This window comes from Caballeronia sp. RCC_10, from assembly GCF_041360715.1.
In the GTDB taxonomy this organism is placed as follows: domain Bacteria; phylum Pseudomonadota; class Gammaproteobacteria; order Burkholderiales; family Burkholderiaceae; genus Caballeronia; species Caballeronia grimmiae.
The window spans coordinates 66,825-92,752 of the sequence record NZ_JBFUPT010000017.1 but is presented as its reverse complement, the minus strand read 5'-3'; the positions used below and the strand labels follow the sequence as shown (position 1 = coordinate 92,752).

The window sequence follows — 25,928 nt, the reverse complement described above, 5'->3', positions numbered from 1 at the left end:
GCCATCTTCAGCGAAAAAATCATGACGTATCTGCAGGAAACGAGCCGCTCGACGATCACCGTCCCGAAGCTGCAAGCCATGCGCGAGGCGGGCGAACGCATCGTCATGCTCACGTGTTACGACGCGAGCTTCGCCGCGCTGCTGGATCGCGCGGGCGTCGACGTGATGCTGATCGGCGATTCGCTCGGCAATGTGCTGCAAGGGCACAGCACGACGCTGCCCGTCACGCTCGACGACATCGCGTATCACACGGCATCGGTGGCGCGCGGCAACAAGAGCGCGCTGATCGTCGCGGACATGCCGTTCGGCACCATCGGATCGCGCGAAGAGACGTATGCCAACGCCGTCAGGCTGATGCGCGCCGGTGCGCAGATGGTGAAGATCGAAGGCGGCGAATGGCTCGCGGAAACCGTGCGCTTTCTCGTCGAGCGCTCGATTCCGGTATGCGGCCACGTGGGACTCACACCGCAATCCGTGCATGCGTTCGGCGGCTTCAAGGTACAAGGCAAGACGGATGCAGCCGCCGAACAGATGCGGCGCGACGCCCTCGCGCTGCAGGATGCGGGGGCGCAGCTGCTCGTGATCGAAGCGGTGCCGACGCTGCTCGCACGCGACGTCACCGCGAAGCTCGCGATCCCGACGATCGGCATTGGCGCGGGCATCGACTGTTCGGGTCAGGTGCTGGTGCTGCACGACATGCTGGGCGTATTTCACGGCAAGCGTCCGCGCTTCGTGAAAGATTTCATGCAAGGCCAGCCGAGCATTTTCGCCGCCGTCGAAGCCTACGTGCACGCGGTCAGGGACGGCAGTTTTCCCGGTCCCGAGCATACGTTCTGATCGGCACGAGGCCGGCGCGGGCCGTAGCGGGTCTGCGCTTTCTCGTACATACTGCACGGGCGAGGTTCTTGCACACTAGCGTTCGAAAACGTCTTTCCGAAAGCGAGAACGATCATGTGGCACTCCCTTCCCGACGAATACGTGCGCGCGCAGATTGCTGTCGGCGCGCTCGTCATGTTCGGCGTGGCGCGGGTCGTCGCAGCGGTGCTCGGGGCGCAGCATGGATGGCGGATATCGGCGGTGACGCGCGCGTTCATCGCGCTGTCGGTCGTATTCTGCCTGCCGCAATTGCTCGATGTGCTGTTGGCCGCGAGTTCCGGGCGGGCCTTCGTCGAGCTGCAAGGCAAAGTGGCTGGCTGCGCGCTGGCGCTGTTCTGCGCGCCGATCGTGAGTCATCGGCTCGGGTATGAATGACACGCCGCGCCTGATGTCACGACGCGAAGCCCGGCACGCTATGTGAAAGCACCGACGCCGTCACGAACACCATCACCATCAGCACGGCTTCAACGCGCATCACGTTGATGACCGTATGCGCGTCCGTCGTCGATGCCGTGCGTTGCAAGCGCGGTAACGCGGACCATCGACTAAGCGCGCCCAACATCAGCGCGCATGCGATCAGCGCGCTCTTCAACAGCAACGCCCTGCCCCAACCGCTGCCCGTCAGCACGTCGGCCGATCCGCCCGTGCCGCGCCACGCATTGAACACGCCGGTCGCGATGACGAGCGCCACCGCGATCGTCGCCACATGCGACATGCGAGACACGATGCGCATCAGCGAAGCCCGCGCCACGGACGTGTCGAGCGCCGGCAACACCGCCGCCGCGCCCGCGATCACCACGCCGCCCCACACGCCCGTTGCAAGCAGATGCAGCGTCTGCACGCCTTCCGCGATCGAGAACGCGCCGGCGTCGGCGGCATGACCGACTGCGGCCTTGCCCGCCGCCGCGACGATCGCGCCGAGCACCGCCGCCGTGACACGGCCCGCGCCCAACGCTCCGCTCATTCCGGAGGCGAGCGCAAGCAACACGCCGCCGGCGCACGCCACCGCCCAGCCGACGCCCGCATGCGTCGCCGTCGCGACGAGCCATAGCGACGCGCCGGCGTCGAGGATCGGCGAGCCGCTCATCGCGGCGGATTGCAGCCACAGCGAAGCGAAAATGCACGCGATGAAGACGAGCGCCGACGCGATGCTCGTTCGCGACGCGCGCCGATATCCGCCCCGCGCGGGCGACATCGACGCAAACGCACGTTCGCGGCCGAGCCAAACGCGAAGCAGCAATGCGCCGAGCGCCGACGCGAACGCGAGATCGGCGAGCGCGGCGAAAAAGACTTGAAGCAGCCAGAGCGAATCGATGCTCATGAAGCGGCGCGAACGCGAATTGCTGAGTGGGGATGCGAGTGAGTCATCGAGCGATTTTTGGATGAGGGCTCGCGCAGTCTAAACGACCGGCGTGCACAACACAGCGGCCCCTGAAAACCGATGCACCTTGAACGTCGCCGCGCGGCTTCCTAAGCTCCTCGACAAGCGAGCGGTGAGCAAGCGGCATATCACGCGTCCAACTCTTGTCGATAAATAACGATTCAACGCAATGTCAAAGTTCTTGTCTGTCGCGCGGCATATTGTCGCGATTTCGCCGCAGCACGCCCGAAAAGTTGTGTCAAATAGTCACCATCAGGCAACGATGATAGAATTCCGCGTCGCATCAGAGGCTCGTCGAGCCGCTATGGCCGTGGTCCGCCACCCTCCGCCACCGTACGCGTGGCCGTGGTTCGCCACCTTCGCACCGAGCCGCACGAAGCTCGGCAGGTCCCCGAATTTCATGGAGTGTCGCGTGTTTTCAAGACGCATTTTTCGTCCGCTGCTCGCTCTGGCAATGATCGGCAGCGCTGGCGTTCTCAGCGCGGGTCAAGCGCAAGCCCAGGCGCAAAGCCAGCCGATCGCGCCCGACACGATGGCAGCGCGCGTGCAAGGCTGCACCGCATGTCACGGTGTTCACGGCGAAGGCACGGACAATGACTATTTCCCGCGTCTTGCCGGCAAGCCCGCCGATTATCTCTACAACCAGCTCCAGAATTTCCGCGAAGGCCGGCGCAAATACCCGCCGATGAACTACCTCGTCACGTATCTCTCGGACGACTACCTTCATCAGATCGCGACTTACTTCTCGCAGCAGCGTCCGCCGTATCCGCCGCCCGCCAAGACGAACGTGTCGGCGAGCACGCTCGCGCGCGGCTCGCAGCTCGTGCTGAACGGCGATGCATCGAAGAACATTCCCGCGTGCGCGGCGTGTCACGGCAAGGGCCTGACGGGCATGCAGCCCGCCATTCCCGGTCTGGTCGGCCTGCACTCGGACTACATCAGCGCGCAGGTCGGCGCATGGAAGTCCGGCACGCGTCACGCGAAGGCGCCTGACTGCATGCAGCAAATTGCCACGCGCCTGTCCGACGACGACGTGACCGCCGTCGCCGCCTGGCTCTCCACGCAAACCGCACCCGCCAACCCGGTGCCCGCGCCCGCTGGCTCGTTGAAGATGCCGCTCACGTGCGGCAGCGAACCGCAATAAGGCGTCTGGAGCGACAACACAATGAAACGCAAGTCCCTGTTCGCACTCTCCTCGGCTGTCGTGGTGGCAGCCGTCGCAGCCGGCGCCGTCCTCTGGTCGGGCGGCGACAATCTCCACTCGGGCGGCGCCATTGCGGCGACGCCAGGCGACAAGGCCGCGCTCGTCAAGCAAGGCGAGTATCTGGCCCGCGCCGGCGACTGTATCGCCTGCCACACGGTTCGCGGCGGCAAGCAGTTCGCGGGCGGCCTGCCGATGGCCACCCCGTTCGGCACGATGTTCACGCCGAACATCACGCCGGACGACAAGTACGGCATCGGCAAGTGGACCGCCGACGACTTCTATCGCGCGATGCACACTGGCCGTTCGAAGGACGGCAGCCTGCTCTATCCGGGCTTCCCGTTCACGAGCTACACGAAGGTCACGCGCGCCGACTCCGACGCGATCTACGCCTACCTGCGCTCGGTCCCGCCGGTTTCCGAGCCGAGCCGTCCGCATGAACTGCGCTTCCCGTTCAACAACCGCAACCTGCTGATCGGCTGGCGCACGCTGTTCTTCTCGGAAGGCGAGTACAAGCCGGATCCGACCAAGTCGGTCGAATGGAACCGCGGCGCGTATCTGGTCGAAGGTCTCGGTCACTGCGGCATGTGCCACACGTCGATCAACGCGATGGGCGGCCCGGTCAATTCGGCGGCCTTTGCCGGCGGCCTGATCCCGCTGCAGAACTGGTATGCGCCGTCGCTGACGTCGAACAAGGAAGCCGGCCTCGGCGACTGGGACATCAAGGACATCAACGATCTGTTGAAGACCGGCGTGTCGCAGCGCGGCGCGGTGTTCGGCCCGATGGCGGAAGTGGTTCACAACAGCCTGCAGTACATGACCGACGCGGACATCAACGCGATGTCGACCTATCTCAAGTCGATCCCGCAGAAGAAGGAAGCGCCGGAACCGCTGCAGCTCGAAACCTCCGAGAAGTTCGGCGGCGAACTGCTCACGATGGGCAAGAAGGTGTACACCGAGAACTGCGCGAAGTGCCACGCGGAAAATGGTCTCGGCAAGCCGCCGGCTTACCCGCCGCTCGCGAACAATCAGTCGATCCAGATGCCGTCGGCCGTCAACCCGATCCGCATGACGCTCAACGGCGGCTATCCGCCGAGCACGGAAGGCAATCCGATGCCGCACGGCATGCCGCCGTTCGCGCAGTCGCTGTCGGATACGGAAGTCGCGGCGGTCGTGACGTACATCCGTATGTCGTGGGGCAACCACGGCACGCCGGTGTCGCCGCAACAGGTCAGCAACCTGCGTTCGGCGCCGCTCGACTGACATCTTCGTAAGACAGCGTACAATACGCACAGGGCGCGGCCTTATATCGGGGCTGCGCCCTTTGTTTTTTGGTGGATCGGTCATGCATGCAGGGGAACGTTTCAACAGCATCAGCCATCTGATCGGCGCGGTCTTGTCGATAGCGGGACTCGTGACCCTCGTGACGATGGGCGCGCTCGAAGGCGACGCATACAAGGTCGTGAGCTTCGCCGTGTACGGGGCGATGCTCTGCGTGCTCTACCTGATCTCGACCTGGTATCACTGCACGCGCTCGCCGCGGCTGAAAGCGATCCTGCAGAAGTGCGATCACTCGGCTATTTATTTGCTGATCGCCGGCAGTTACACACCGTATACACTGGTGACCTTGCGTGGCCCCTGGGGCTGGTCGCTATTCGGTGTGAGCTGGGGACTTGCTGTCCTCGGCATCACGCAGGAACTTACGCTCGGGCGAAGAACCCGCAGCGTTTCGATGGTGCTCTACGTGTTGATGGGCTGGCTCGCGCTCGTAGCCGTTCATCCGCTCGTGACGACGCTGCCGGCCGCGGGCACCGCATGGCTGGTGGCGGGCGGCGTCATTTATACCGCCGGTATCTGGTTTTTCATCAACGACGAGCGCATCCGGCACGGCCACGGTATCTGGCATCTGTTCGTGCTGGCGGGCAGTCTGTGCCAGTTCGTGAGCGTCGCGCGCTATGTCGCGTGAATCCTGAATCGGCGTATATCACGCATCGCAACGATTGCGATGCAACTTCCAGCCAGCCGGCGTGTCTTGATAGCGCGTCGAAGCATGCGGCACTGCCAGGCGGTCGATGACCGCAAATCATGGCCTGCCGCCCGATTTTCCCGAGCGTCGCACACGCGCTCAGCCGGCCGAACCTCCGTTCGCCGCTGCAATGTATCGCGTGCGCGCCGTTCGCCATAACGATTTGAACACCCTATATGTCTTTTGATTCACTCGGACTATCAGAGCCCCTCCTTCGCGCTGTCAACGAATTAGGCTATACCACTCCCACCCCCATTCAGCTTCAGGCCATTCCAGCCGTGCTCAAAGGCGGCGATCTGCTTGCGGGCGCGCAAACCGGCACCGGCAAGACGGCGGGCTTCACGCTGCCGATCCTGCAACGCCTCTCGCAACTCGCCCCCGCTCAGGGCGGCGCAAAGCGCCCGGTGCGCGCGCTGATCCTCACGCCGACGCGCGAACTCGCCGCGCAAGTCGAAGAAAGCGTGCGCGCATACGGCAAGTACCTGAAGCTGCGCTCGACCGTGATGTTCGGCGGCGTCGGCATCAATCCGCAGATCGATGCGCTGCGCCGTGGCGTGGATATCGTCGTGGCGACGCCGGGCCGTCTGCTCGATCACATGCAGCAGAAGACCATCGACGTTTCGCAGCTCGAAATTCTCGTGCTGGACGAAGCCGACCGCATGCTCGACATGGGCTTCATCCATGACATCAAGCGCGTGCTCGCGCGTCTGCCGCAGAAGCGTCAGAACCTGTTGTTCTCGGCCACCTTCTCGGACGAAATCAAGGCGCTGGCCGACAGCCTGCTCGATTCGCCCGCGCTGATCGAAGTCGCGCGCCGCAATACGACGGCCGAGCGCATCGAGCAGAAGATTTATCCGGTCGACCGCGAGCGCAAGCGCGAAATGCTCACGCATCTGATCCGCCAGAACGACTGGTTTCAGGTGCTCGTCTTCACGCGCACGAAGCACGGCGCGAATCGTCTCGCCGAGCAATTGACGAAGGACGGCATCAGCGCGCTCGCCATTCATGGCAACAAGAGCCAGTCGGCGCGCACGCGTGCGCTCGCCGAGTTCAAGGCGGAGACACTGCAGGTGCTCGTCGCGACGGATATCGCGGCGCGGGGCATCGATATCGATCAGTTGCCGCACGTCGTCAACTTCGATCTGCCGAACGTGCCGGAAGACTACGTGCACCGTATCGGCCGCACGGGGCGCGCGGGCGCGGACGGCGAAGCGGTGTCGCTCGTTTGTGTCGATGAACTGCAACTGCTGAAGGATATTGAACGCCTCATCAAGCGTCCGATTCCGCAGGAAGTGATTCCGGGCTTCGAGCCTGATCCGAACGCTAAGCCTGAGCCGATCCAGCGCCGCAGCCAGGGACGCGGCGCACCGCGCGATGGCGAACGGCGTGATGGCGGCCGCGGTAACGGGGCATCGCAGGGACAGGGCCGTGACGCGAAGCCGGCAAACGGCGGTGGTGCGGGCGGTCAGGGACAGCGCGAGAACCGCGCGCCGCGCGATGCACGCAGCGCCAACAAGCCGGCAACGGCGGGCAAGCCGGGCAACGGCGGCGGCAATGCAAAGCCCGCGCCGCGTCGCGCTGAAGCCGCGACTGTGGGACATGCGCCGAATCCTCGCGCCAAAGCCGGTAACCCCGGCGCGCTGCTCGGCGGCAAGCCGCGTAAGGACAACGGCGGCGGCCGGCGCGATGGCATGCGTTCGGGCGATCGCGGGCGTTAAACCGTCGAGGTTCAGGCGAGCCGCCGTGTGGCGGCTCGTTTTTTTTTTGCCTGATCGTGGAAGGTTGCAGATGCGGCTACGTACACGGCGCAGCAACGGGCTTCACCAACCGCAAGACTAACGGCCTGACGTCCGGCCGTTACAGCAATTCACGCGGCGGCGCTCGCCGCCCGCGTCAACCACTCGATCTGTTCCCGCCAACGGGCGCGCACACTGTCGGCATCATCCAGCTCGAACGTGATGCCGCCCGTCAGCCGCGCGTAATTCACGCGCTGAATCTCTCCGCTTTCAATCGAGCCGACAAAACAGGCAAGCGGCACGCCGTCCAGCGCGACGCGCCGTGCGTCCAGTTGCACTTGATAGAAGGCTTCATCGAAAACGAAAGTCAACGTCGCGCGCGCGCTCGAAGCGATTGCCTGCGCGGATCGCGACGACGGCCACAGCGCAAAGCACAGCGTCCGCGCGTCCGGCGCCAGCAACTCGCCTGCGCTCAGCAACGCGGTACGAATGCGGCCGGCGCCATCGACGGCGCAAAGCGATACCGTGAAGCCGTGCGGCGCACTCGTGAGCGTGCCGTCGAAGAGCGCGCGCAACTCGGGCGGCCACTCATCGAAGGCAGTTTGCGCAGAGCGTGACGCCTCGTCCGACATTGCTTCGGCTCAGCGAAAAAAGAACTGCGTGATCTTGGCGAGCGGATAATGCACGCCCGGCTGAATGCGCGCCGGCAGATCAAGCGGCTTCAGCAGCATCTTGATGCACTGATCCGCCGACAAATTGCGCCGCACGAGTGCATTGACGCTCGCGAACAGTTCACGGTTATAGCTCGAATCCTTTACCCGCTCGGGGTATCGGACAGCGAAGACGTGGCGCAGCGCGATCTCCGAATCTTCGCTCTTCAGTTCCATCACCCGGCGAATGAGCGCGCCGAGCACGGCCACGCGGCCATTGCCTTCGATCTTGTTCCACTTCTTGAAGAAGCGGAAAAAATGCTTGTAGTGCCGCACCTCGTCCGTGCGGATGTGATCCGTGATTTCCTTCAGCACCGGCTCGTCGGAACATTCGTTGATTGCCCGATAAAGCGTGGCCGTGCCGGTTTCGATGACGCACCGCGCCACCATCTCCAGCGCGCGCTTCTTCTCGAACTGTTCGTACGAGCAGGTCAGCGAGTATTCGGCGAAAAAGTTCTTGAAAGCCGTGTCCCAGTCGAACTCCGGCCAGACGTGATTGATGTACGTCTTGAGAGCCCGGCCGTGCTGCATTTCCTCCGGCTCCCATTCCCTGTTCAGCCAGGCCGAGACTTCGGGATCGTCCTTGAAGTAGGTGCTCAGATTGCTCGTGTAGAGATCCGTCCCGCTCTCGATGAACGAACAGGCGCAGAGCAACAGGAGAAGATGTTCGTTCGATGCCGCTTTCTGACGGTCGATCCGGCTGAGATCGATGTCTTCGATTCGCCACGGCATGACGTGGGTGCTGTCTGTGTGCATGTATCGCGCTCCTGGCTGAACTGAACGCGCCACCGGCCGATCAACGACGGCCAAGGTTCAGGCGACGCCGCGAACGTTCAGTCCGAGCGTCCTCTATCAAAAGTTAGCGGCTGTGCTTTTGCATCTTAGCCGTCCTGCAATGAGTTTGCAGACATGGGGGACAGACCCGCCGCGCGCGGCGCGGTTCCGCTCGCGTCTTGCCGTGCGTCAAATTTCTACCAGACTTGACGCGCTTTTGACAACGAGCGAGACCGGGGCAGGCAGAGCATGAACCGTGCCGTTGAGATCTGTCGCCGAAAAGAAAAGGCGGCCGGAGCCGCCTTGTGTCGATGAACATCATTGCCGATGAAGAACGTCAGGCCGCTTGCCTCGCGCCGCGCATCCGCCACGCGACAATCGCGAGCGATACACCGGACAACGCCGCCGCCAGAAGCACGTAGTAGCTCGGCGCGAGTTTGTCGCCGGTCACGTGGATGAAGCCTTCGACGATGGTCGGCGCGAAGCCTCCGAACAGCGTCACGCCGAGCGCATAGCCGATCGACAACCCCGTGGACCGCACGCGCGTCGGGAAGATTTCGGACATCAGCGCGGGCATCGGTCCGGAATAAGCCGCCTTCAGGATACCCGCCGCTGCTTGCAGCACGACCAGCGACATCACGGTCGGCGACGCCTGAAGCCACGCGAACATCGGATAGATGGCGAGCCCCATCACGATCGACGTGCCGAGCATGATGCGAATGCGCCCGATCTTGTCGGACAGCGCACCCATGAGCGGCGAGAAGATGAACTGCAGCGTGCCGTTCAGCACGACAACCGCGAACGACGCCGTCGCGGGCAGATGCAGTTGCTTGACTGCGTACATCGGCATGTAGAGCTGCAGCACATACACGCCGACGGTCGATTGCGCCACGATGCCGACGGCAAGCAGCAGATTGACCCATTGATTCGAGAACGAGACGCCCGGCGCCGCCGCGTTGTTCGCGGGACGCGTGGCGAGAAACTCGGGCGTTTCATCGAGATGCGAGCGGATGTAATACCCGACCGGTCCGATCAGCAGGCCGAACACGAACGGAATGCGCCAGCCCCAGCTTTCCAGTTGCGGCTGGGGTAGCCACGCCGTCAGGACCGAACCGAACGCCGCCGCCATGATCGCCGCGAGGCCCTGGCTTGCAAACTGCCAGCTCGCGTAATAGCCGCGCCGCGTCGCGCTGTGTTCGACCATGAACGCGGTGGCGCTGCCGAACTCCCCGCCGACCGCGAAGCCCTGAATGAGCCGCGCGAGCAGGATCAACAGCGGCGCGGCCAGCCCGATGTGCTGGTACGAAGGCATCACGGCCATCGTCAGCGTGCCGATCGTCATCATGAGGATAGCGAGCGTCAACGCGGCCTTGCGGCCTTTTCGGTCGCCATAGATGCCGAGGACGATCGCGCCGAGCGGCCGCATGAGGAACGAGATCCCGAACGTGCCGATGGCGAGCATCGTCGAGAGCCACTCGTCGTGCGATGGAAAGAACGCCTTCGCGATGGTCGCGGCGAAGTATCCATAAACGAGGAAGTCGAACCATTCGAGCGCATTGCCGACCGACGACGAAAAGACGATGCGGCGGACCATCGCCTTCGAAAGCGGCGTGCCGGCTTTCGGGGTCTGGTGTGCGAATTGATTCAGGGTGTCGCCGGGCTGCTTCATATCGTGTCTCGGTCGCGTTTGCGTCAGGCAAGGGCGTGCGCCGCCGTTCGCCTGCATCGAAGCGGGCGAAGGCGAGCGGTGTTCGAATGAAATGCGAGCCGCCTGTCGACGCGGCTCGCGAAGCGCGTCTAGAAGCCGGCGGCGAGTCCGTCGCGCCGGCTGTCGCTCGCGGCGACGTAACCGCGCTCCGGATCGTTACGATCCAGTTTCCAGATGTACTGGCCCGAGCCGAAGTCCATATACGGGTCGTCGACGGACTTGATCGTGTGCCCGAGGCCTTCGAGCGCGCGCGCCGTTTCGAGATCGAGCGTGGCCTCGATGTCGATGGTGAAGTCGCGGTTTACCTTCCAGCGCGGCGCGTCGCACGCCGCCTGCGGCTGCTGGCCGTAGTCCATCATGCGGACGATGGATTGCAGATGCCCTTGAGGCTGCATGTCGCCGCCCATCACGCCGAAGCTCATGACGGCGTCCCTGCGCCCTTCGACTTCCTGAGTGACGAACGCCGGGATGATGGTGTGGAACGGACGCTTGCCGCCTTCCACTACATTGGCCGACTTCGGGTCCATCGAGAAACCGCAGCCGCGGTTCTGCAACGAGATGCCGGTATCCGGCACGACCACGCCCGACCCAAAGCCCATGTAGTTCGACTGGATGAAGCTCACCATCATGCCGTGCTCGTCCGCCACCGACATGTAGATGGTGCCGCCCGCCTTGGGCATGCCGAAGTCGAACTGCGTCGCTTTCGCCGGGTCGATCAGCTTCGCGCGCTCGGCGAGATAGGCGTCGTCGAGCATCTGCTCCGGCGTCACGTCCATCGAACGCGGATCGGCGACATAGCGATACACGTCTGCAAACGCAAGCTTCATCGCCTCGATCTGCAGATGCTGCGATTCGATGCGATCGACGGTCAGCGCGCCGACATCGAACTTGTCGAGAATGCCGAGGGCAATCAGTGCGGCAATGCCCTGCCCGTTCGGCGGAATCTCGTGCACGGTGTAGCCGCGATAGTCCTTGCTGATCGGCTCGACCCAGTCAGCGCGATAGTTGCGCAAGTCGTCCAGCGTCATGGCCGCGCCGCCCTCGCGTGCAAAGGCTGCGATGCGCTCGGCGATCTCGCCTTCGTAAAAGGCGCGCGGTCCGTGTTCGGCCAGCGCGCGCAGGGTTTTCGCGTGGCCCGGCATACGCACGAGTTCGCTGACTTCGGGCGCGCGTCCGTGCGGCATGAAAACGTCCGCGAAGCCGGGGAAATCCTTCAACTCCGGCACGGCCGCCGCCCACTTGTAAGCGACGATGCTCGCCACCGCATGACCGCGCTCCGCGATCTCGATGGCCGGTTCCATCAGATCGGCGAACGGAAGCGATCCAAACTTGGCGTGCAACGCTTCCCACCCCGCGATGACGCCCGGCACCGTCACGGTGTCCCAACCGCGCTTGGGCTGGCGCGCGAGGCCGTCTTCCTCGCCGTACTTGCGACGGAAGTAATCGACGTTCCACGCCGCCGGCGACACGCCCGATGCGTTCAACCCGTGCAGCTTGGCGCCGTCCCAGACGAGCGCGAAGGCATCGCCGCCGAGTCCGCACGACACCGGCTCCACGACGGTAATGGCCGCCGCTGCCGCGATGGCCGCATCGACGGCATTTCCGCCTTTCCACAACATGCGCAGGCCAGCTTGCGCGGCAAGCGGATGCGACGTCGACACGATATTGCGGGCGAACACCGGCAGGCGCGGCGTGGGATAGGGGTTTTGCCAGTTGAAGCGAGTCATGAATGAAGTCCGAATTACCAGCAGTCCCGCCAGGAATGAAGCCGACGAGAGCATGCAATTAGTTGATCGCGCAAGGGAAGCATATTGCATTGCCCGCTTGACCTAAAACAAATTCATTTATTGTATAAATTAATGAAAGAGCGGCATGAATCCCTTGTGGCGGGCCTTTGTGTGCGCTGCGGCATAAAGCTCAAGTCGATTCTTCGAATCGCCGTGCGCGCCGAACCGCTCGCGCACGCATCAAATGTCAAAGCCAAAATTTTCGTCGGTACGTTTGGCACTCCTCAGACGCTTGCCTACAATCCCAATTCCCGGCACCCGCAGCAAGAGCACAGCGAGTCCGCCCGGCAAGTGCAGTTTCCCGTACCACGATTCAAGCAAAAGATCCGGCCTTCAGGCCGGTGGCCAAGCTGTCGGTCGTCATGGAGAACACGATGCTGAGTCCGCACGAATTTGCCACGCTGCTATTGGTTCAGGAAGCGCCTAATCAGGTCGATATGGAACGCGAAGAACTGGACGCACTGCTCGAACGCCAGCTCGTCCAATTGGAACACCTCGCGTCGGGCCGACAGCAATGGCGCCTCACCGCAACCGGCGATTCAACCATCAAGGCATTCAAGCGGTTCTCGTAGCACTCGTCGTCATGCTTCGGACGCGGCTCGTGCGCCGCGTCCTGCTCCTAACGCCCTAGCCCGCCCGCAACGTCGGATCCACCGCCGCGCGCCAACTCAGCGCCCGCGCGCGCTCGCCCAGAATGAACGTCGCCCACGCGCTCTGCGCTTCAGGGCCCGGACTGGCGACATACGCGCGATGCCGCTCCGCGATGCCCGTCTGAAAAGCACAGAACTGTTCTTTCGATAAGCCGCCCCGCCGCTGGGCGACATATGCGTCGTAGAACGCCGAATAGACGGACTGAGCGTCGGCGCCGTAATCCGTCGGCGCCGCTCCACAAAGGCCCTGCAACGCGTCGAACGACGGAGCGCGCGACGAGCCTTCCAGACTCGGGGTCGATACGCATCCGGCCAGCCCCAACGCGCCGGATAAGGCCAGTGCGCCGTACACCACCCGCTTTCGCATTGCATTCACTCCTGGCTTCGATTCGAGCGCCCAGTATCGAACGATCTCCCGGTTCCTGCCACTGGCCCGATGGCATAGGCAAATTCACGTGCCCGGGTTGCACCGTCGATTTGGCTTATGCCATTCGGCCAGGTTGTCCGCGCCCCGCGTGTCCGATAGATTGCGCATGCGGGCTTCGCACGGCCAATGCAGACGGCTGGCATCCGCTCAACCTCGGAGATGATGACCATGCAGGATCAAATCGTCCTCGCGCTCGATCAGGGTACGACGAGTTCGCGCGCCATGCTGTTCGACAGAAACGGCAACATCGTGTCCATCGCGCAAAAGGAATTCCAGCAGATCTATCCGCAGCCGGGCTGGGTCGAGCACGATCCGCAGGAAATCTGGTCGACGCAGGCGGGCGTCGCGGCGGAAGCGGTCACGCGGGCGGGGCTGAACGCATCGTCGATTGCGGCGGTGGGTATCACGAACCAGCGCGAAACGACCATCGTGTGGGAGCGTGAGACCGGCAGGCCGGTCTATAACGCGATCGTCTGGCAGGACCGGCGCACGGCGGGCATATGCGACGAACTGAAGGCGCGCGGACTCGAACCCATGGTGCGTGCGAAAACCGGCTTGCCGATCGACGCGTATTTCTCGGCGACCAAGGTTCGCTGGATTCTGGACAACGTCGAAGGCGCACGCGACAAGGCGAAGCAGGGGCGGCTCGCGTTCGGCACGGTCGATAGCTGGCTCGTGTGGAACTTCACGCGGCGCGGCATGCATATCACCGACATCACCAACGCCTCGCGCACAATGCTCTTCGATATTCACGCGAAACGCTGGGACGACGACTTGCTCGATGCGTTCGACATTCCGCGCAGCATGTTGCCGGAAGTGCGGGCGTCGTCGGAGGTCTATGGCACGACGCATGGCAGCGTGCTCGCCGCCGAAGTGCCGATCGCGTCCATCGCCGGGGACCAGCACGCGGCGCTGTTCGGGCAGATGTGCACCGAAAGCGGCATGGTGAAGAACACCTACGGCACGGGCTGTTTCCTTGTCATGAACACGGGCGAGAAGCCGATCGAGTCGCGCAACAATCTCGTCACGACGATCGCGTGGCAGATCGGCGATCGCGTCGATTACGCGCTCGAAGGCAGCATTTTCATTGCGGGCGCGGTCGTGCAATGGCTGCGCGACGGACTCGGACTCATCCGCCATGCGAGCGAAGTCGAAACGCTCGCGCGCGGCGTGCCGCATTGCGACGGCGTCTATCTCGTGCCCGCGTTCGCCGGTCTCGGCGCGCCGCACTGGAATGCGCGAGCACGGGGGACGCTCTTCGGCGTCACGCGCGGCACGACGTCGGGCCATATCGCGCGGGCGGCGCTCGAGTCGATCGCCTATCAATCGCTCGACGTGCTTCGGGCCATGGAAGCGGACTCCGGCATGCCGATCGCCCAGTTGCGCGTCGATGGAGGCGCCTGCGCCAACGACCTGCTGATGCAGTTCCAGGCCGACGTGCTGGGCGTCGACGTCGTGCGCCCGCGCGTCGCCGAGACGACGGCGCTCGGTGCTGCCTATCTCGCGGGCCTGGCGGTCGGGTACTGGAAGGATGTCGGCGAGCTGAAGGCGCAGTGGCAACTGGACAGGCGCTTCTCGCCTTCGATGCCCACATCGGACGTCGATGCGTCTCTCGCAGGCTGGCGGCGTGCGGTGAACGCAGCAAAAGCATGGGCGGACGCATGACCGCGCCTGCTCGCCGGCGGCTCGCGGCCCATGCCCTCATTCGCCAGCAGGGCTATAATATCGGGCTAAATTACAAGCAAAAGCGGTGCAGTTTCTGCGAAAACCCGCACATCCTCTTCAATTCTTTTATTACGCCCCCAGGTTAACCACTGCGACCGGCGACCATTCATGACCAAGAAAGTTTATGTAAAGACCTTCGGCTGCCAGATGAACGAGTACGACTCCGACAAAATGGTCGACGTACTCGGCGCGGCGGAAGGACTCGTCAAGACCGACACCCCGGAAGACGCTGACGTCATCCTGTTCAATACGTGCTCCGTGCGCGAGAAGGCGCAAGAGAAGGTCTTCTCGGACCTCGGCCGCGTGCGCGAGTTGAAGGAAGCGAATCCGAACCTGCTGATTGGCGTGGGCGGCTGCGTCGCGAGCCAGGAAGGCGCGTCGATCGTCTCGCGCGCGCCGTATGTGGATCTGGTGTTCGGCCCGCAAACGCTGCATCGCCTGCCGGACATGATCGACAAGCGCCGCGCCACCGGCCGTGCGCAAGTCGACATCACGTTCCCGGAAATCGAAAAGTTCGACCATCTGCCGCCGGCGCGCGTCGACGGCCCGAGCGCGTTCGTGTCGATCATGGAAGGCTGCAGCAAGTACTGCAGCTATTGTGTCGTGCCGTACACGCGCGGCGAAGAAGTCTCGCGCCCGCTCGACGACGTGCTGACGGAAATCGCCGGCCTGGCCGACCAGGGCGTGCGCGAAGTGACGCTGCTCGGCCAGAATGTCAACGCTTACCGGGGCGCGCTGACCGCCGGTTCGAACGAGATCGCGGACTTTGCGACGCTCATCGAGTACGTCGCGGACGTGCCGGGCATCGAGCGCATCCGGTACACGACGTCGCATCCGAAGGAATTCACGCAGCGCCTCATCGACACCTACGCAAAGGTTCCGAAGCTCGTCTCGCACCTGCACTTGCCGGTGCAGCACGGCTCCGACCGCATCCTGATGGCGATGAAACGCGGCTACACCGTGCTCGAATACAAGTCGGTGATTCGCCGTCTGCGCGCCATCCGCCCGGATTTGTCGTTGTCGACCGATTTCATCGTCGGCTTCCCTGGCGAGACCGAGGACGACTTCACGAAGATGATGGCGCTCGTCGACGAGATGAGCTACGACACCAGTTTCTCGTTCATCTACAGCCCGCGTCCAGGCACGCCGGCTGCGAACCTGCACGACGACACGCCTCGCGAAGTCAAGCTCAGGCGTTTGCAGCACCTGCAGGCAACGATCGAGGAAAACGTCGTGAGAATCAGCAATGCGATGGTCGGCTCGGTGCAGCGTATTCTCGTCGAAGGCCCGTCGCGCAAGGACCCGAACGAGCTTGCAGGCCGCACGGCGAACAATCGCGTCGTGAATTTCCCGGCGCCCGTCGCGTCGCATGCGCGCCTTATCGGCCAGATGATCGATGTCGAAATCAACCACGCCTATCCGCATTCGCTGCGCGGCGCGCTGGTTCTCGCACCGGAAGCGGCCGCGCCGGAGCTGGCCAATTAATCGAACGTGATCAGAAAGGACACCCACCTCGCCTTGAAGAACGCTCCTCAACAGCATCTCGAGTTCACCGCTCCGCACGACGACAACGCCCGGCTCGCCAACCTCTGCGGGCCGCTCGATGAAAATCTGCGGCAGATCGAGCAGGCGCTCGACGTGACGTTGTCGCGCCGCGGCCACAAGATTTCGATTCGTGGCCGTGGTGCAAAGGTCGCACTCGCCGCGCTCGAGAATTTCTACAACCGCGCACGCGACCCGATTTCCGTCGACGATATCCAGCTCGCGCTCGTCGAAGCCCGGCACGCGACGCGTCTGGCGAAGCAGGCTGGAGAGAACGGCGAGGACGACGCCCCGGTCGATCCGCGCTTTCGCGGCGATCCGGATCATCCGTTCGACGAGCCGAGCGCCACGATGGACCTCGACGCCGACGAAGATCACGGCCCGAAGCTCTACACGCGTCGCGCCGATCTGCGCGGCAGAACGCCGGCGCAACGCGAGTATCTTCGTCAGATCATCGCGCATGACGTGACCTTCGGCATCGGACCGGCGGGCACCGGCAAGACGTATCTGGCCGTGGCCTGCGCCGTCGATGCGCTCGAACGCGATCAGGTCAAGCGTATCGTGCTGACGCGACCGGCTGTCGAAGCGGGCGAGCGGCTCGGTTTCCTGCCGGGCGATCTCGCGCAAAAGGTCGATCCCTACCTGCGTCCGCTCTATGACGCGCTCTACGATCTTCTCGGCTTCGACAAGACCGCGAAGATGTTCGAGCGTCAGATGATCGAGATCGCGCCGCTCGCGTACATGCGCGGCCGCACGCTGAACCACGCGTTCATCATTCTGGACGAGGCGCAGAACACCACGCCCGAGCAGATGAAGATGTTCCTCACGCGCATCGGCTTCGGCTCGAAGGCAGTCGTGACGGGCGACACCACACAGGTCGACTTGCCGCGCGGGCACAAGAGCGGGCTGATTGAAGCGCAGCACGTGCTGGCGGAAGTGCGCGGCATCGCGATGACGCGTTTTTCATCGGCGGACGTGGTGCGGCATCCGCTCGTGGCGCGGATCGTCGAGGCCTACGACGCGCAGTCGCAGAAAGACGCCGCCATCGCCGATGCGGCGCGGGCCGCGCAGCAGTCGCCGAAGCCGGAATGATGCCTCGCCTCACGTTGACCCTGCAGTTTCCTGCCGCTAAAACGTATCCGTCGCACAAGGCGATGCTGCCGCGGGCGACGGTCGCGCGCTGGATCAAGGCGTCGCTGTTCGCGGACGCCGAACTGACCGTGCGCTTCGTCGACGAGGAAGAAGGCCGCATGCTGAATCGCACTTATCGTCAGAAGGATTACGCGACGAACGTGCTGACGTTCGCGTATGCCGAGTCGGAGGACGATCCCGTCGCGGGCGACCTGATTCTGTGCTGTCCGGTCGTCGAGCGTGAAGCCGCCGAACAGGGCAAGCCGCTCGCCGCGCATTACGCGCATCTGATTGTCCACGGCACCTTGCACGCGCAAGGCTACGATCACGAGGTCGAGAGCGAGGCGCAGGAGATGGAATCCATCGAGACGGATATCATGCAGTCTCTGGGTTTCTCCGATCCCTACGTCCCGCTCGCCTGAGCGTCAGCCAGCCTTCGCCCGCCGCACCGTGAACGACAAAACGCCCGAGCCCACGCCCGATACCGACCTTGTCCCGCACGACCCGGCGCCTGCCTGCCCGGACTATCCGCCCGCGCTCGAAGAAACGGCGCTCCTCACCGACGACGAACTCGCGGCTTCTCGCGATGCCGCGCTCGCTCATTGGGACCGCCGGTCGGATTTATGGCTGTTCGGCTACGGGTCGCTGATCTGGAATCCCGGCTTGCCGACGCTCGAGGCCGTGCGCGGCAAGGTGCACGGCTATCATCGCGGGCTTTATCTGTGGTCGCGAGTGAATCGCGGAACGCCGGAGCAGCCGGGCCTCGTGCTCGCGCTCGATCGCGGCGGCTCCTGCACCGGCATGGCGTTCCGGCTCGCCGGCGCGGACGCGCCCGAGCATCTCGAAGCGCTCTGGCGACGCGAAATGTCCATGGCGTCCTACAGGCCCGCGTGGCTGCCCTGCACGCTGATCGACGGACGGCGCGTCGAGGCGCTCGCCTTCGTGATGCGCCGCGAGGCGGCGTCGTACACGGGCAAGCTCGGCGATCCGGTCATCCGCACGGTGTTCGGCTGCGCGAGCGGCCGCTATGGAACGACGCTCGATTACGTGAGCCGAACGGTCGAGGCGCTGCGCGAAAGCGGCATGCCGGACCGGGCGCTGGAGGCGTTGCTGAGGCGGTGCCATGCCGGGAAGGCCGGCAAGTAGCTGCGCAGACTCTTGTCCGTATGGCCAATGCGTTTCCGACCGACATCGGCTATGCACAGTTTTCGGCTAGGATGCTCGAACCATGCGCTACGCGCGCCGCACCACTCAGGCCACAATTTGCCTTGGTGTATGCTTAACTTTCCGTTAATTCGCGCCCGGGACGTCCCGGGCGCTCCGCTATGAACGAACCCTATCCCAGTCGACGACACTCCGACAAACCGCACGAAAAGCGCTCGCTGCTCGAACGCCTGACCGATTTCATCTCGCACGAGCCCGAGTCACGCGACGAGCTGCTCGAAGTGCTTCAAGACGCCCACGAGCGCAACCTGCTCGACGCCGATTCGCTGTCGATGATCGAAGGCGTCTTCCAGGTGTCCGATCTCTGCGCGCGCGACATCATGATTCCGCGCGCCCAGATGGACGCCATCAACATCGCGGAAACGCCCGCCGAATTCATTCCGTTCGTGCTGGAAAAAGCGCACTCGCGCTATCCGGTGTACGAGGGCAATCGCGACAACATCATCGGCGTGCTGCTCGCAAAAGACCTGCTGCGCTATTACGCCGAAGAAGAGTTCGACGTGCGTGGCATGCTGCGCCCCGCCGTGTTCATTCCGGAGTCGAAGCGCCTTAACGTGCTGCTGCACGATTTCCGCGTGAACCGTAATCACATCGCCATCGTCGTCGATGAATACGGCGGCGTCGCGGGCCTCATCACCATCGAGGACGTGCTGGAGCAGATCGTCGGCGACATCGAGGACGAATACGACTTCGACGAGGAAGCCGGCAACATCATGCCGTCGCCGGACGGCAAGTTCCGGGTGCGCGCGCTGACGGGCATCGAGCAGTTCAACGAAGAGTTCGGCACCGATTTCTCCGACGAGGAAGTCGATACCATCGGCGGGCTCGTCACGCATCGTTTCGGGCGCGTGCCGCATCGCGGCGAAAAGGTGCGCATCGACGATTTCGTGTTCGAAATTCTGCGCGGCGACGCCCGGCAGATCCATGTGCTCCTGGTTCGGCGCGTGCCGAATCTCACGCAACAATCCCATTCCGCTGACGACGAGGGCGAGCTGCGCGACTGATCGCGCAGCACGACGCGTCCGCCCCGCTCGTGGTCCGGACGCGACGCCCCATCCGCCAGTCCTTTCCCCGCACTCAATGGCCGATTCATCGTTTCGCTTGTTCCCGTGGCGACGCAACGCAGAAGGCGCGTCGACCGCCTCCCGCGCGCTTCCTTTCTGGCATTACCTCGTCGCGGCCGTGCTTGGCGCGGCCAATACGCTTTCCTTCGCGCCGACGCCGCACGGCGGATGGATCGAGCTCGTCATCTTCGCGCTGTTTTTCGCGTGGCTTTCGCGCACGAGCAGTTGGAAAAGCGCGGCGCTGACCGGCTGGGCATTCGGCTTCGGCAACTTCGTGACCGGCGTCTGGTGGCTCTACGTCAGCATGCACTTCTACGGCGGCATGGCCGCGCCGCTCGCGGCCGCCGCCGTCGCGCTGTTCTCGCTCTATCTGGCGATATATCCGGCTGCATCGAGCGTGGTCTGGTCGCTCGTTGCAGGACGAGCCCGCTTCGGCGATGAAGACGCCCGCACCGCCCGCGATATCGACGCCGCCCCCCGCTACGCCCCGACGTGGCACGGCGCGTTCGCGTTCGCGAGCGCATGGGCGCTCGGCGAATGGCTGCGCGGACTCGTCTTCACCGGCTTTCCGTGGCTAGCGAGCGGCTACGCGCAAGTGGACGGGCCGCTCGCCGGATATGGTCCGATTGCCGGCGTGTACGGTGTCGGCTGGGTGCTGGCGCTGGTCGCGGCGCTCATCGTGCAGGCGGTTTTCCAAGTGAGGCGAACGGGTCGTGGCGCGCGCGCGTTCGTGCCCGCCGTGGTCGCGCTGGCGTTGATCGTCGCGGGCCTGCTGCTGTCGCTCGTCAGATGGACGACGCCCGCGAACGCGCCGCTCGACGTGCGCCTGTTGCAAGGCAACGTGAAGCAGGAGATGAAGTTCGAACAGGCGGGCGTGAACCAGTCGCTGGCGCTGTATCAGCGGCTCATCACCGAAAAGCCCGCCGATCTGATCGTGACGCCTGAAACCGCGCTGCCCGTGCTGGCCGTGCAAGTGCCCCAGGATTTCGCGACCGCGATTCGCAGTTTCGCCGACCGCACGAACTCGTCGATTCTTTTTGGCGCGATCGGCGTGACCGTACTTCCCGACGGACGCGTGACGGATTTCACCAACAGCCTCTTCGGCATGACGCCGGGCGTAAACGATGTTTATCGCTACGACAAACATCACCTCGTTCCTTTTGGTGAGTTCGTGCCGCTCGGCTTTCACTGGTTCGTGAACCTGATGGGCATTCCGCTGGGCGATCTTGCGCGCGGGCCTGTCGCGCAGAAGGCGTTCTTCGTGCATAACCAGCCGATCGCCGTGAACATCTGCTACGAGGACATTTTCGGCGAGGAAATCGCGCATACGATTCGCGAGCAGGAAGCGCCTGCGGGCGTGCTCGTCAATTCGACGAATCTTGCGTGGTTCGGCAATACCATCGCGCTCGATCAGCATCTACAGATTGCGCGCATGCGGTCGATCGAAACCGGCCGGCCGATGCTGCGCGCGACCAATACCGGCATGACGGCGGTGATCGCCGCCAATGGCGAGGTCGTCTCGAAGCTGCCAACGTTCACAACAGGCGTACTTGAAGCGCGCGTGCAAGGCACGTCGGGGCGCACTCCTTATGTGACGAGCGGGAATATGACGGTCATCGCGGTGTCGCTGTTGTTGCTGGCTTTGGGGTTCGCGTTTGCGCCGGGGAGAAGAAGAATCAACGGCAACTGAACGAAGCGTTTCTGTCCGGAATCGACGCCGGTTGCGCTGCTAAATCCATAAACGACGGAAGCCAACATAAGGTTTCCGTCGTTTTTTTTTGCGAGAAACGCTGCGTTCGCGACGCCGACAATGTTTTACCTCCGAGGCGGGGAAACAACCCTAGAATGCGCCGTCGTCGAAGTGGCCAGTGCAATCTCGAAATGGTTTGCACGACGAAATCAACGCGTTCACTGAGTTCGCGTCGAGTGCCACGGTTCCATCACCCGCCAATACACGCTTCCGTGAAGAAAATAACGAACACCATTCTGGTCGCCTGCGCGAGCGCATTGCTGTGCGCCGGTGCTCACGCTGAAACGCTGACGCCCGAACAGGTTGCCGACGTCTATCTGCAGATGATCGTCAAGCAAGATGACGAAAGTTTCAAACGATACACGGACTACATGACCGAAGGCCGGCAACTGACCGATCAACAGAGAGCCGATCTGACTGCTGCGCAAGAAGCACCGCGAAAAATGCTCGATTCCATGATCGACGCGGCCAAGCGCAGCAACAGGCCACGGGAAGTAACCGACGCCTATATCGAAGTATTGCGAAAGATGTCGGACGCGACCCACCGGTCCGAATGTCATGCGACGGGCCGCAGTCCGAATACGACGCCGGAGTCCGCACAGCCCACGACGTCGATACATTACGCCTGCAAAGTCGTCGACATCGGATCGGTCATGAAAAGCGTACCGGGGCCCGAGAAGGCCAGGAATGCCGCAAAGGGGAAGCAGGCTGTCGTCGAATATTCGCAGACACTCGCGGCCAGGATCGCGAGTGCTGCACCCGACAAGCAAGTCGAAGGCGACCTGCTGCTCGTGCATAGCGATGAAACCGATCGATGGATCGCCACCCCGGAACCCGTGTTCGAAAACATTCGTTCGGCCATGCTCGGCCAGAAATAACCACGGCCAGACGCAATCGCAACGCCGGCCGGCGCAAGGCGTTCGGCTTCGTTGCGCCGAACGATCGCCGGGCCGAGTCGCATCACCATCACAAAAACATCACCCGCCGCCGCCATCAGCTAAAATTCAAGGTTTTAGCACTTCGGCCGAGCCCTAGAGTCGCGTCGTCACGACGATGGCCGCGCCTGGTAAAAGGCAATCATGCTCACCTTTCAGCAAATCATCCTGACGCTGCAGTCCTACTGGAACGACAAGGGCTGCGCGCTGCTTCAACCCATCGACATGGAAGTCGGGGCGGGCACCTCTCACGTTCACACGTTCCTGCGCGCGATCGGCCCGGAGCCGTGGCGAGCGGCGTATGTCCAGCCGTCGCGCCGCCCGAAGGACGGGCGCTACGGCGAGAATCCGAACCGCCTCCAGCATTACTATCAGTATCAGGTCGTGCTGAAGCCTGCGCCGGAGAACATCCTCGACCTGTACCTCGGCTCGCTCGAAGCGCTCGGCTTCGACCTGAAGCAGAACGACGTGCGCTTCGTCGAAGACGACTGGGAGAACCCGACGCTCGGCGCATGGGGCCTCGGCTGGGAAGTGTGGCTGAACGGCATGGAAGTGACGCAATTCACGTACTTCCAGCAAGTGGGCGGCATCGATTGCAAGCCGGTGCTCGGCGAAATCACGTATGGCCTCGAGCGCCTCGCGATGTATCTGCAAAAGGTCGAAAACGTCTACGACCTCGTCTGGACCGAGTGGGAAGAAGACGGCCCGAACGGGAAGGTGCTGCGTCAGCTCAGCTACGGCGACGTGTATCACCAGAACGAAGTCGAACAATCCACGTACAACTTCGAGCACGCGAACGTCGACTTGCTGTTCCATCTCTTCAAGAGCTACGAAGAAGAAGCGAAGAAGATGATCGACGCAAAGCTCGCGTTGCCCGCTTACGAACTCGTGCTAAAGGCCGGCCACACATTCAACCTGCTGGATGCGCGCGGCGCGATCTCGGTGACGGAGCGCGCGGCGTACATCGGCCGCATTCGTGCGCTGTCGCGTCTCGTCGCGCAGGCTTATTACGATTCGCGCGAAGCACTCGGCTTCCCGATGCTCGGCAATCCGGTCAAGCGCGACCCCGATCTCATCACCGACCAGGAAGAAGCGCAGCGGCCCGCATGGGCGCCGCCGATGAAGGTGGAAAGCTCGCCCACCGGCGCCAACGAACAGGCTTGACGAGGCAAGACAGAACAATGACGCAATCCCATCACGCTTCCCTGCTCGTCGAGCTGCTGACCGAGGAACTGCCGCCGAAGGCGCTCGCGCGTCTCGGCACCGCTTTCGCCGAAGGCGTCGTCGAGCGGCTCGCTGCGCGCGACCTGATCGAAGGCGCGCCGTCGTTCGAGAAATACGCGACGCCCCGCCGCCTCGCCGTGCTCATCAAGAACGTGCGCGATGTCGCGCCGGAAAAGCAGGTGCGCGAAAAAGTGCTGCCGGTTTCCGTCGCGCTCGATAAGGAAGGCAAGCCCACGCCGCCGCTCGCGAAGAAGCTCGCGGCGCTCGGCTTCCCCGACTTCCCGCTCGCCGAACTCGAACGCGCGCAGGACGGCAAGGCCGAATCCTTCTTTCTGCGCTACGCGGCCCCCGGCGCCAAGCTCGCCGATGGCCTGCAAGCCGCGCTCGACGAAACCCTCGGCAAGTTGCCGATTCCGAAGGTGATGACGTATCAGCGTCCCGACGGCACGAATGTGCAGTTCGTGCGTCCGGTGCAGCGCCTCGTCGCCCTGCATGGCCGCGACGTCGTGCCGGTGAGCGCGCTCGGCGTCGATGCGGGCGATACGACCATCGGCCATCGGTTCATGTCGCAAGGCTTCGTGCCGATCGCCCATGCCGATGACTACGCCGAAACGCTGCGAACGAAGGCCCACGTCGTCCCGAATTTCGATGACCGCCGCGAGTCCATTCGCACGCAATTGCAGGCGTTCGCGGGCGAAGATCGTGTCGTCATGCCGGAAGCCCTGCTCGAAGAAGTCAACGCGCTGGTCGAATGGCCGGTCGTGTATCAATGCCGCTTCGACGAGGAATTCCTGCAAGTGCCGCAGGAATGCCTGATCCTCACGATGCAGACGAACCAGAAGTACTTCGCGCTCACCGACCATCACGGCAAGCTGCGCTCGCGCTTTTTGATCGTGTCGAACATCGACACGAAAACGCCGGGCGAGATCATCGAAGGCAACGAGCGCGTGGTGCGCCCGCGCCTCGCCGACGCCAAGTTCTTCTTCACGCAAGACAAGAAGAAGCGCCTCGAAGACCGCGTGCCGCTGCTCGCCAACGTCGTGTATCACAACAAGCTCGGCTCCGCGCTGCAACGCGTCGAGCGGCTGGAAGCGCTCGCGGGCGAAATCGCGCCGATGATCGGCGTCGATGCCGCGCTCACCCGCCGCGCCGCGCGTCTCGCGAAAGCAGATTTGCTCACCGACATGGTCGGCGAATTCCCGGAACTGCAAGGCACGATGGGCACGTACTACGCCCGTCACGACGGCGAACCGGAAGAAGTCGCGCTCGCGTGCTCCGAGCACTATCAGCCGCGCTTCTCCGGCGACGACACGCCGTCGACCGGCGTCGGTTGCGCGGTGGCGCTCGCGGACAAGCTGGAAACCATCGTCGGCATTTGGGGCATCGGCCTCGCGCCGACTGGCGAGAAGGACCCGTTTGCGCTGCGCCGCCATGCGCTCGGCGTGCTGCGCATCCTGCTTGAAAAGAAGCTGCCGATCGATCTGCGTGATCTCGTCGCAGCCGCTCAGCGTCAGTTCGCCGGCATGCCGCAGGTCGCGGATTCGACCGAAGCCGTCTATGCGTTCTTCCTCGACCGTCTGCGCGGCCTGCTGCGCGAGCGCGGTTTCGAAGCCAACGACATCGAAGCCGTGCTGAGTCTCAACCCGACGCGCCTCGACGACATCGTCGCGCGCCTCGACGCCGTGCGCGAGTTCGCGTCGCTGCCGGAAGCCGCGTCGCTTGCGGCGGCCAACAAGCGCATTTCGAACATCCTGAAGAAGTCGGAGCAAGGCGCGCCCGCATCGGTGAATCCGGACCTGCTCGTGGAAGCGGCTGAGAAGAATCTGTACGCGCAGATCCAGAACGTGACGCCGCGCGTGCAAAGCCAGCTCGCCGCGCGCAACTACACGGAAGCGCTGACCGCGCTCGCCGCATTGCGGGAAAGCGTCGACACGTTTTTCAACGACGTGATGGTGAACGCGGAAGACGCCGCGCTGCGCAATAACCGTCTTGCGCTTCTGCAGGCGCTGCATCAGCAGATGAACTGCGTGGCCGACATCTCCAAGCTCGCGGCCTGA

General features: G+C 63.6%; 23 protein-coding genes. 17 read left to right on the top strand and 6 right to left on the bottom strand.

What is annotated here, in order from left to right:
* The first annotated feature begins 21 nt into the window (after positions 1-21).
* Positions 22-837: a 3-methyl-2-oxobutanoate hydroxymethyltransferase gene (panB, locus tag AB6804_RS24070; RefSeq protein ID WP_370888619.1), complete on the top strand. Its 816-nt coding sequence runs from the start codon at positions 22-24 to the stop codon at positions 835-837.
* A 114-nt stretch (positions 838-951) separates the two neighbouring features.
* Positions 952-1,251, top strand: a complete 300-nt coding sequence (locus tag AB6804_RS24065; protein WP_370888618.1) for a hypothetical protein — start codon at positions 952-954, stop codon at positions 1,249-1,251.
* A 16-nt stretch (positions 1,252-1,267) separates the two neighbouring features.
* Here the strand turns inward: AB6804_RS24065 and AB6804_RS24060 are convergent, their stop codons facing one another.
* Positions 1,268-2,197, bottom strand: a complete 930-nt coding sequence (locus AB6804_RS24060; protein WP_370888617.1) for a CopD family protein — start codon at positions 2,195-2,197, stop codon at positions 1,268-1,270.
* 460 nt (positions 2,198-2,657) lie between these two features.
* Between AB6804_RS24060 and AB6804_RS24055 the strand changes: the two genes are divergently transcribed.
* From AB6804_RS24055 to AB6804_RS24040, 4 genes are all read left to right on the top strand, one after another.
* Positions 2,658-3,401, top strand: coding sequence for a cytochrome c (locus AB6804_RS24055; protein WP_244794836.1), 744 nt, complete (start codon positions 2,658-2,660; stop codon positions 3,399-3,401).
* Positions 3,402-3,422: 21 nt separating this feature from the next.
* Complete coding sequence (locus tag AB6804_RS24050) at positions 3,423-4,721, top strand: cytochrome c (RefSeq protein WP_035961436.1); 1,299 nt, start codon at positions 3,423-3,425, stop codon at positions 4,719-4,721.
* 82 nt (positions 4,722-4,803) lie between these two features.
* On the top strand, positions 4,804-5,424 hold the full coding sequence (locus AB6804_RS24045; RefSeq protein ID WP_035961443.1) for a hemolysin III family protein: 621 nt from the start codon (positions 4,804-4,806) through the stop codon (positions 5,422-5,424).
* Between the two features lie 236 nt (positions 5,425-5,660).
* Positions 5,661-7,202: a DEAD/DEAH box helicase gene (locus AB6804_RS24040; protein ID WP_035961447.1), complete on the top strand. Its 1,542-nt coding sequence runs from the start codon at positions 5,661-5,663 to the stop codon at positions 7,200-7,202.
* A 149-nt stretch (positions 7,203-7,351) separates the two neighbouring features.
* Here AB6804_RS24040 and AB6804_RS24035 read toward each other — a convergent pair whose 3' ends face one another.
* The 4 genes from AB6804_RS24035 to ggt all read right to left on the bottom strand — a co-directional run bounded on the left by AB6804_RS24035 (position 7,352) and on the right by ggt (position 12,139).
* A complete protein-coding gene (locus AB6804_RS24035; protein WP_370888616.1) occupies positions 7,352-7,852 on the bottom strand; it encodes a hypothetical protein in 501 nt (166 codons plus the stop codon).
* A 9-nt stretch (positions 7,853-7,861) separates the two neighbouring features.
* Positions 7,862-8,686: a ferritin-like domain-containing protein gene (locus tag AB6804_RS24030; protein ID WP_035961449.1), complete on the bottom strand. Its 825-nt coding sequence runs from the start codon at positions 8,684-8,686 to the stop codon at positions 7,862-7,864.
* 355 nt (positions 8,687-9,041) lie between these two features.
* Positions 9,042-10,373, bottom strand: coding sequence for an MFS transporter (locus tag AB6804_RS24025; protein WP_370888615.1), 1,332 nt, complete (start codon positions 10,371-10,373; stop codon positions 9,042-9,044).
* 128 nt (positions 10,374-10,501) lie between these two features.
* Complete coding sequence (ggt, locus tag AB6804_RS24020; RefSeq protein WP_370888614.1) at positions 10,502-12,139, bottom strand: gamma-glutamyltransferase; 1,638 nt, start codon at positions 12,137-12,139, stop codon at positions 10,502-10,504.
* A gap of 434 nt (positions 12,140-12,573) precedes the next feature.
* Between ggt and AB6804_RS24015 the strand changes: the two genes are divergently transcribed.
* Positions 12,574-12,771, top strand: coding sequence for a hypothetical protein (locus AB6804_RS24015; protein WP_035961904.1), 198 nt, complete (start codon positions 12,574-12,576; stop codon positions 12,769-12,771).
* A gap of 55 nt (positions 12,772-12,826) precedes the next feature.
* On the opposite strand, the gene AB6804_RS24010 is transcribed toward AB6804_RS24015, so the two are convergent.
* Complete coding sequence (locus AB6804_RS24010; protein WP_370888613.1) at positions 12,827-13,216, bottom strand: hypothetical protein; 390 nt, start codon at positions 13,214-13,216, stop codon at positions 12,827-12,829.
* A gap of 228 nt (positions 13,217-13,444) precedes the next feature.
* On the opposite strand from AB6804_RS24010, the gene glpK reads away from it, so the two are divergent.
* The 10 genes from glpK (at position 13,445) to glyS (ending at position 25,928) form a co-directional block, all read left to right on the top strand.
* Entirely contained in the window at positions 13,445-14,941 is a 1,497-nt protein-coding gene (glpK, locus tag AB6804_RS24005; RefSeq protein WP_370888612.1) for a glycerol kinase GlpK, read from the top strand.
* Between the two features lie 168 nt (positions 14,942-15,109).
* Positions 15,110-16,486 (top strand): tRNA (N6-isopentenyl adenosine(37)-C2)-methylthiotransferase MiaB, encoded by a 1,377-nt coding sequence (gene miaB, locus AB6804_RS24000; RefSeq protein ID WP_370888611.1) that lies wholly within the window; start codon positions 15,110-15,112, stop codon positions 16,484-16,486.
* A 33-nt stretch (positions 16,487-16,519) separates the two neighbouring features.
* Entirely contained in the window at positions 16,520-17,635 is a 1,116-nt protein-coding gene (locus AB6804_RS23995; protein ID WP_370888610.1) for a PhoH family protein, read from the top strand.
* Positions 17,632-18,096, top strand: coding sequence for an rRNA maturation RNase YbeY (ybeY, locus tag AB6804_RS23990; RefSeq protein WP_370888609.1), 465 nt, complete (start codon positions 17,632-17,634; stop codon positions 18,094-18,096). Before AB6804_RS23995 ends, ybeY begins: the two co-directional genes overlap by 4 nt.
* Positions 18,097-18,124: 28 nt before the next feature.
* Positions 18,125-18,820 carry a gamma-glutamylcyclotransferase gene (locus AB6804_RS23985; RefSeq protein WP_370888608.1) on the top strand — a complete coding sequence of 232 codons (696 nt, stop codon included), beginning with the start codon at positions 18,125-18,127 and terminating at the stop codon, positions 18,818-18,820.
* A 179-nt stretch (positions 18,821-18,999) separates the two neighbouring features.
* On the top strand, positions 19,000-19,902 hold the full coding sequence (locus tag AB6804_RS23980; RefSeq protein WP_370888607.1) for an HlyC/CorC family transporter: 903 nt from the start codon (positions 19,000-19,002) through the stop codon (positions 19,900-19,902).
* 76 nt (positions 19,903-19,978) lie between these two features.
* The gene (lnt, locus tag AB6804_RS23975) at positions 19,979-21,652 is read left to right on the top strand and encodes an apolipoprotein N-acyltransferase (RefSeq protein WP_370888606.1); all 1,674 of its coding nucleotides are present in this window, start codon (positions 19,979-19,981) and stop codon (positions 21,650-21,652) included.
* 155 nt (positions 21,653-21,807) lie between these two features.
* On the top strand, positions 21,808-22,590 hold the full coding sequence (locus tag AB6804_RS23970) for a hypothetical protein (RefSeq protein ID WP_370888605.1): 783 nt from the start codon (positions 21,808-21,810) through the stop codon (positions 22,588-22,590).
* A gap of 201 nt (positions 22,591-22,791) precedes the next feature.
* Positions 22,792-23,811, top strand: a complete 1,020-nt coding sequence (gene glyQ, locus AB6804_RS23965; RefSeq protein ID WP_244793461.1) for a glycine--tRNA ligase subunit alpha — start codon at positions 22,792-22,794, stop codon at positions 23,809-23,811.
* A 17-nt stretch (positions 23,812-23,828) separates the two neighbouring features.
* Positions 23,829-25,928, top strand: coding sequence for a glycine--tRNA ligase subunit beta (gene glyS, locus AB6804_RS23960; RefSeq protein WP_370888604.1), 2,100 nt, complete (start codon positions 23,829-23,831; stop codon positions 25,926-25,928).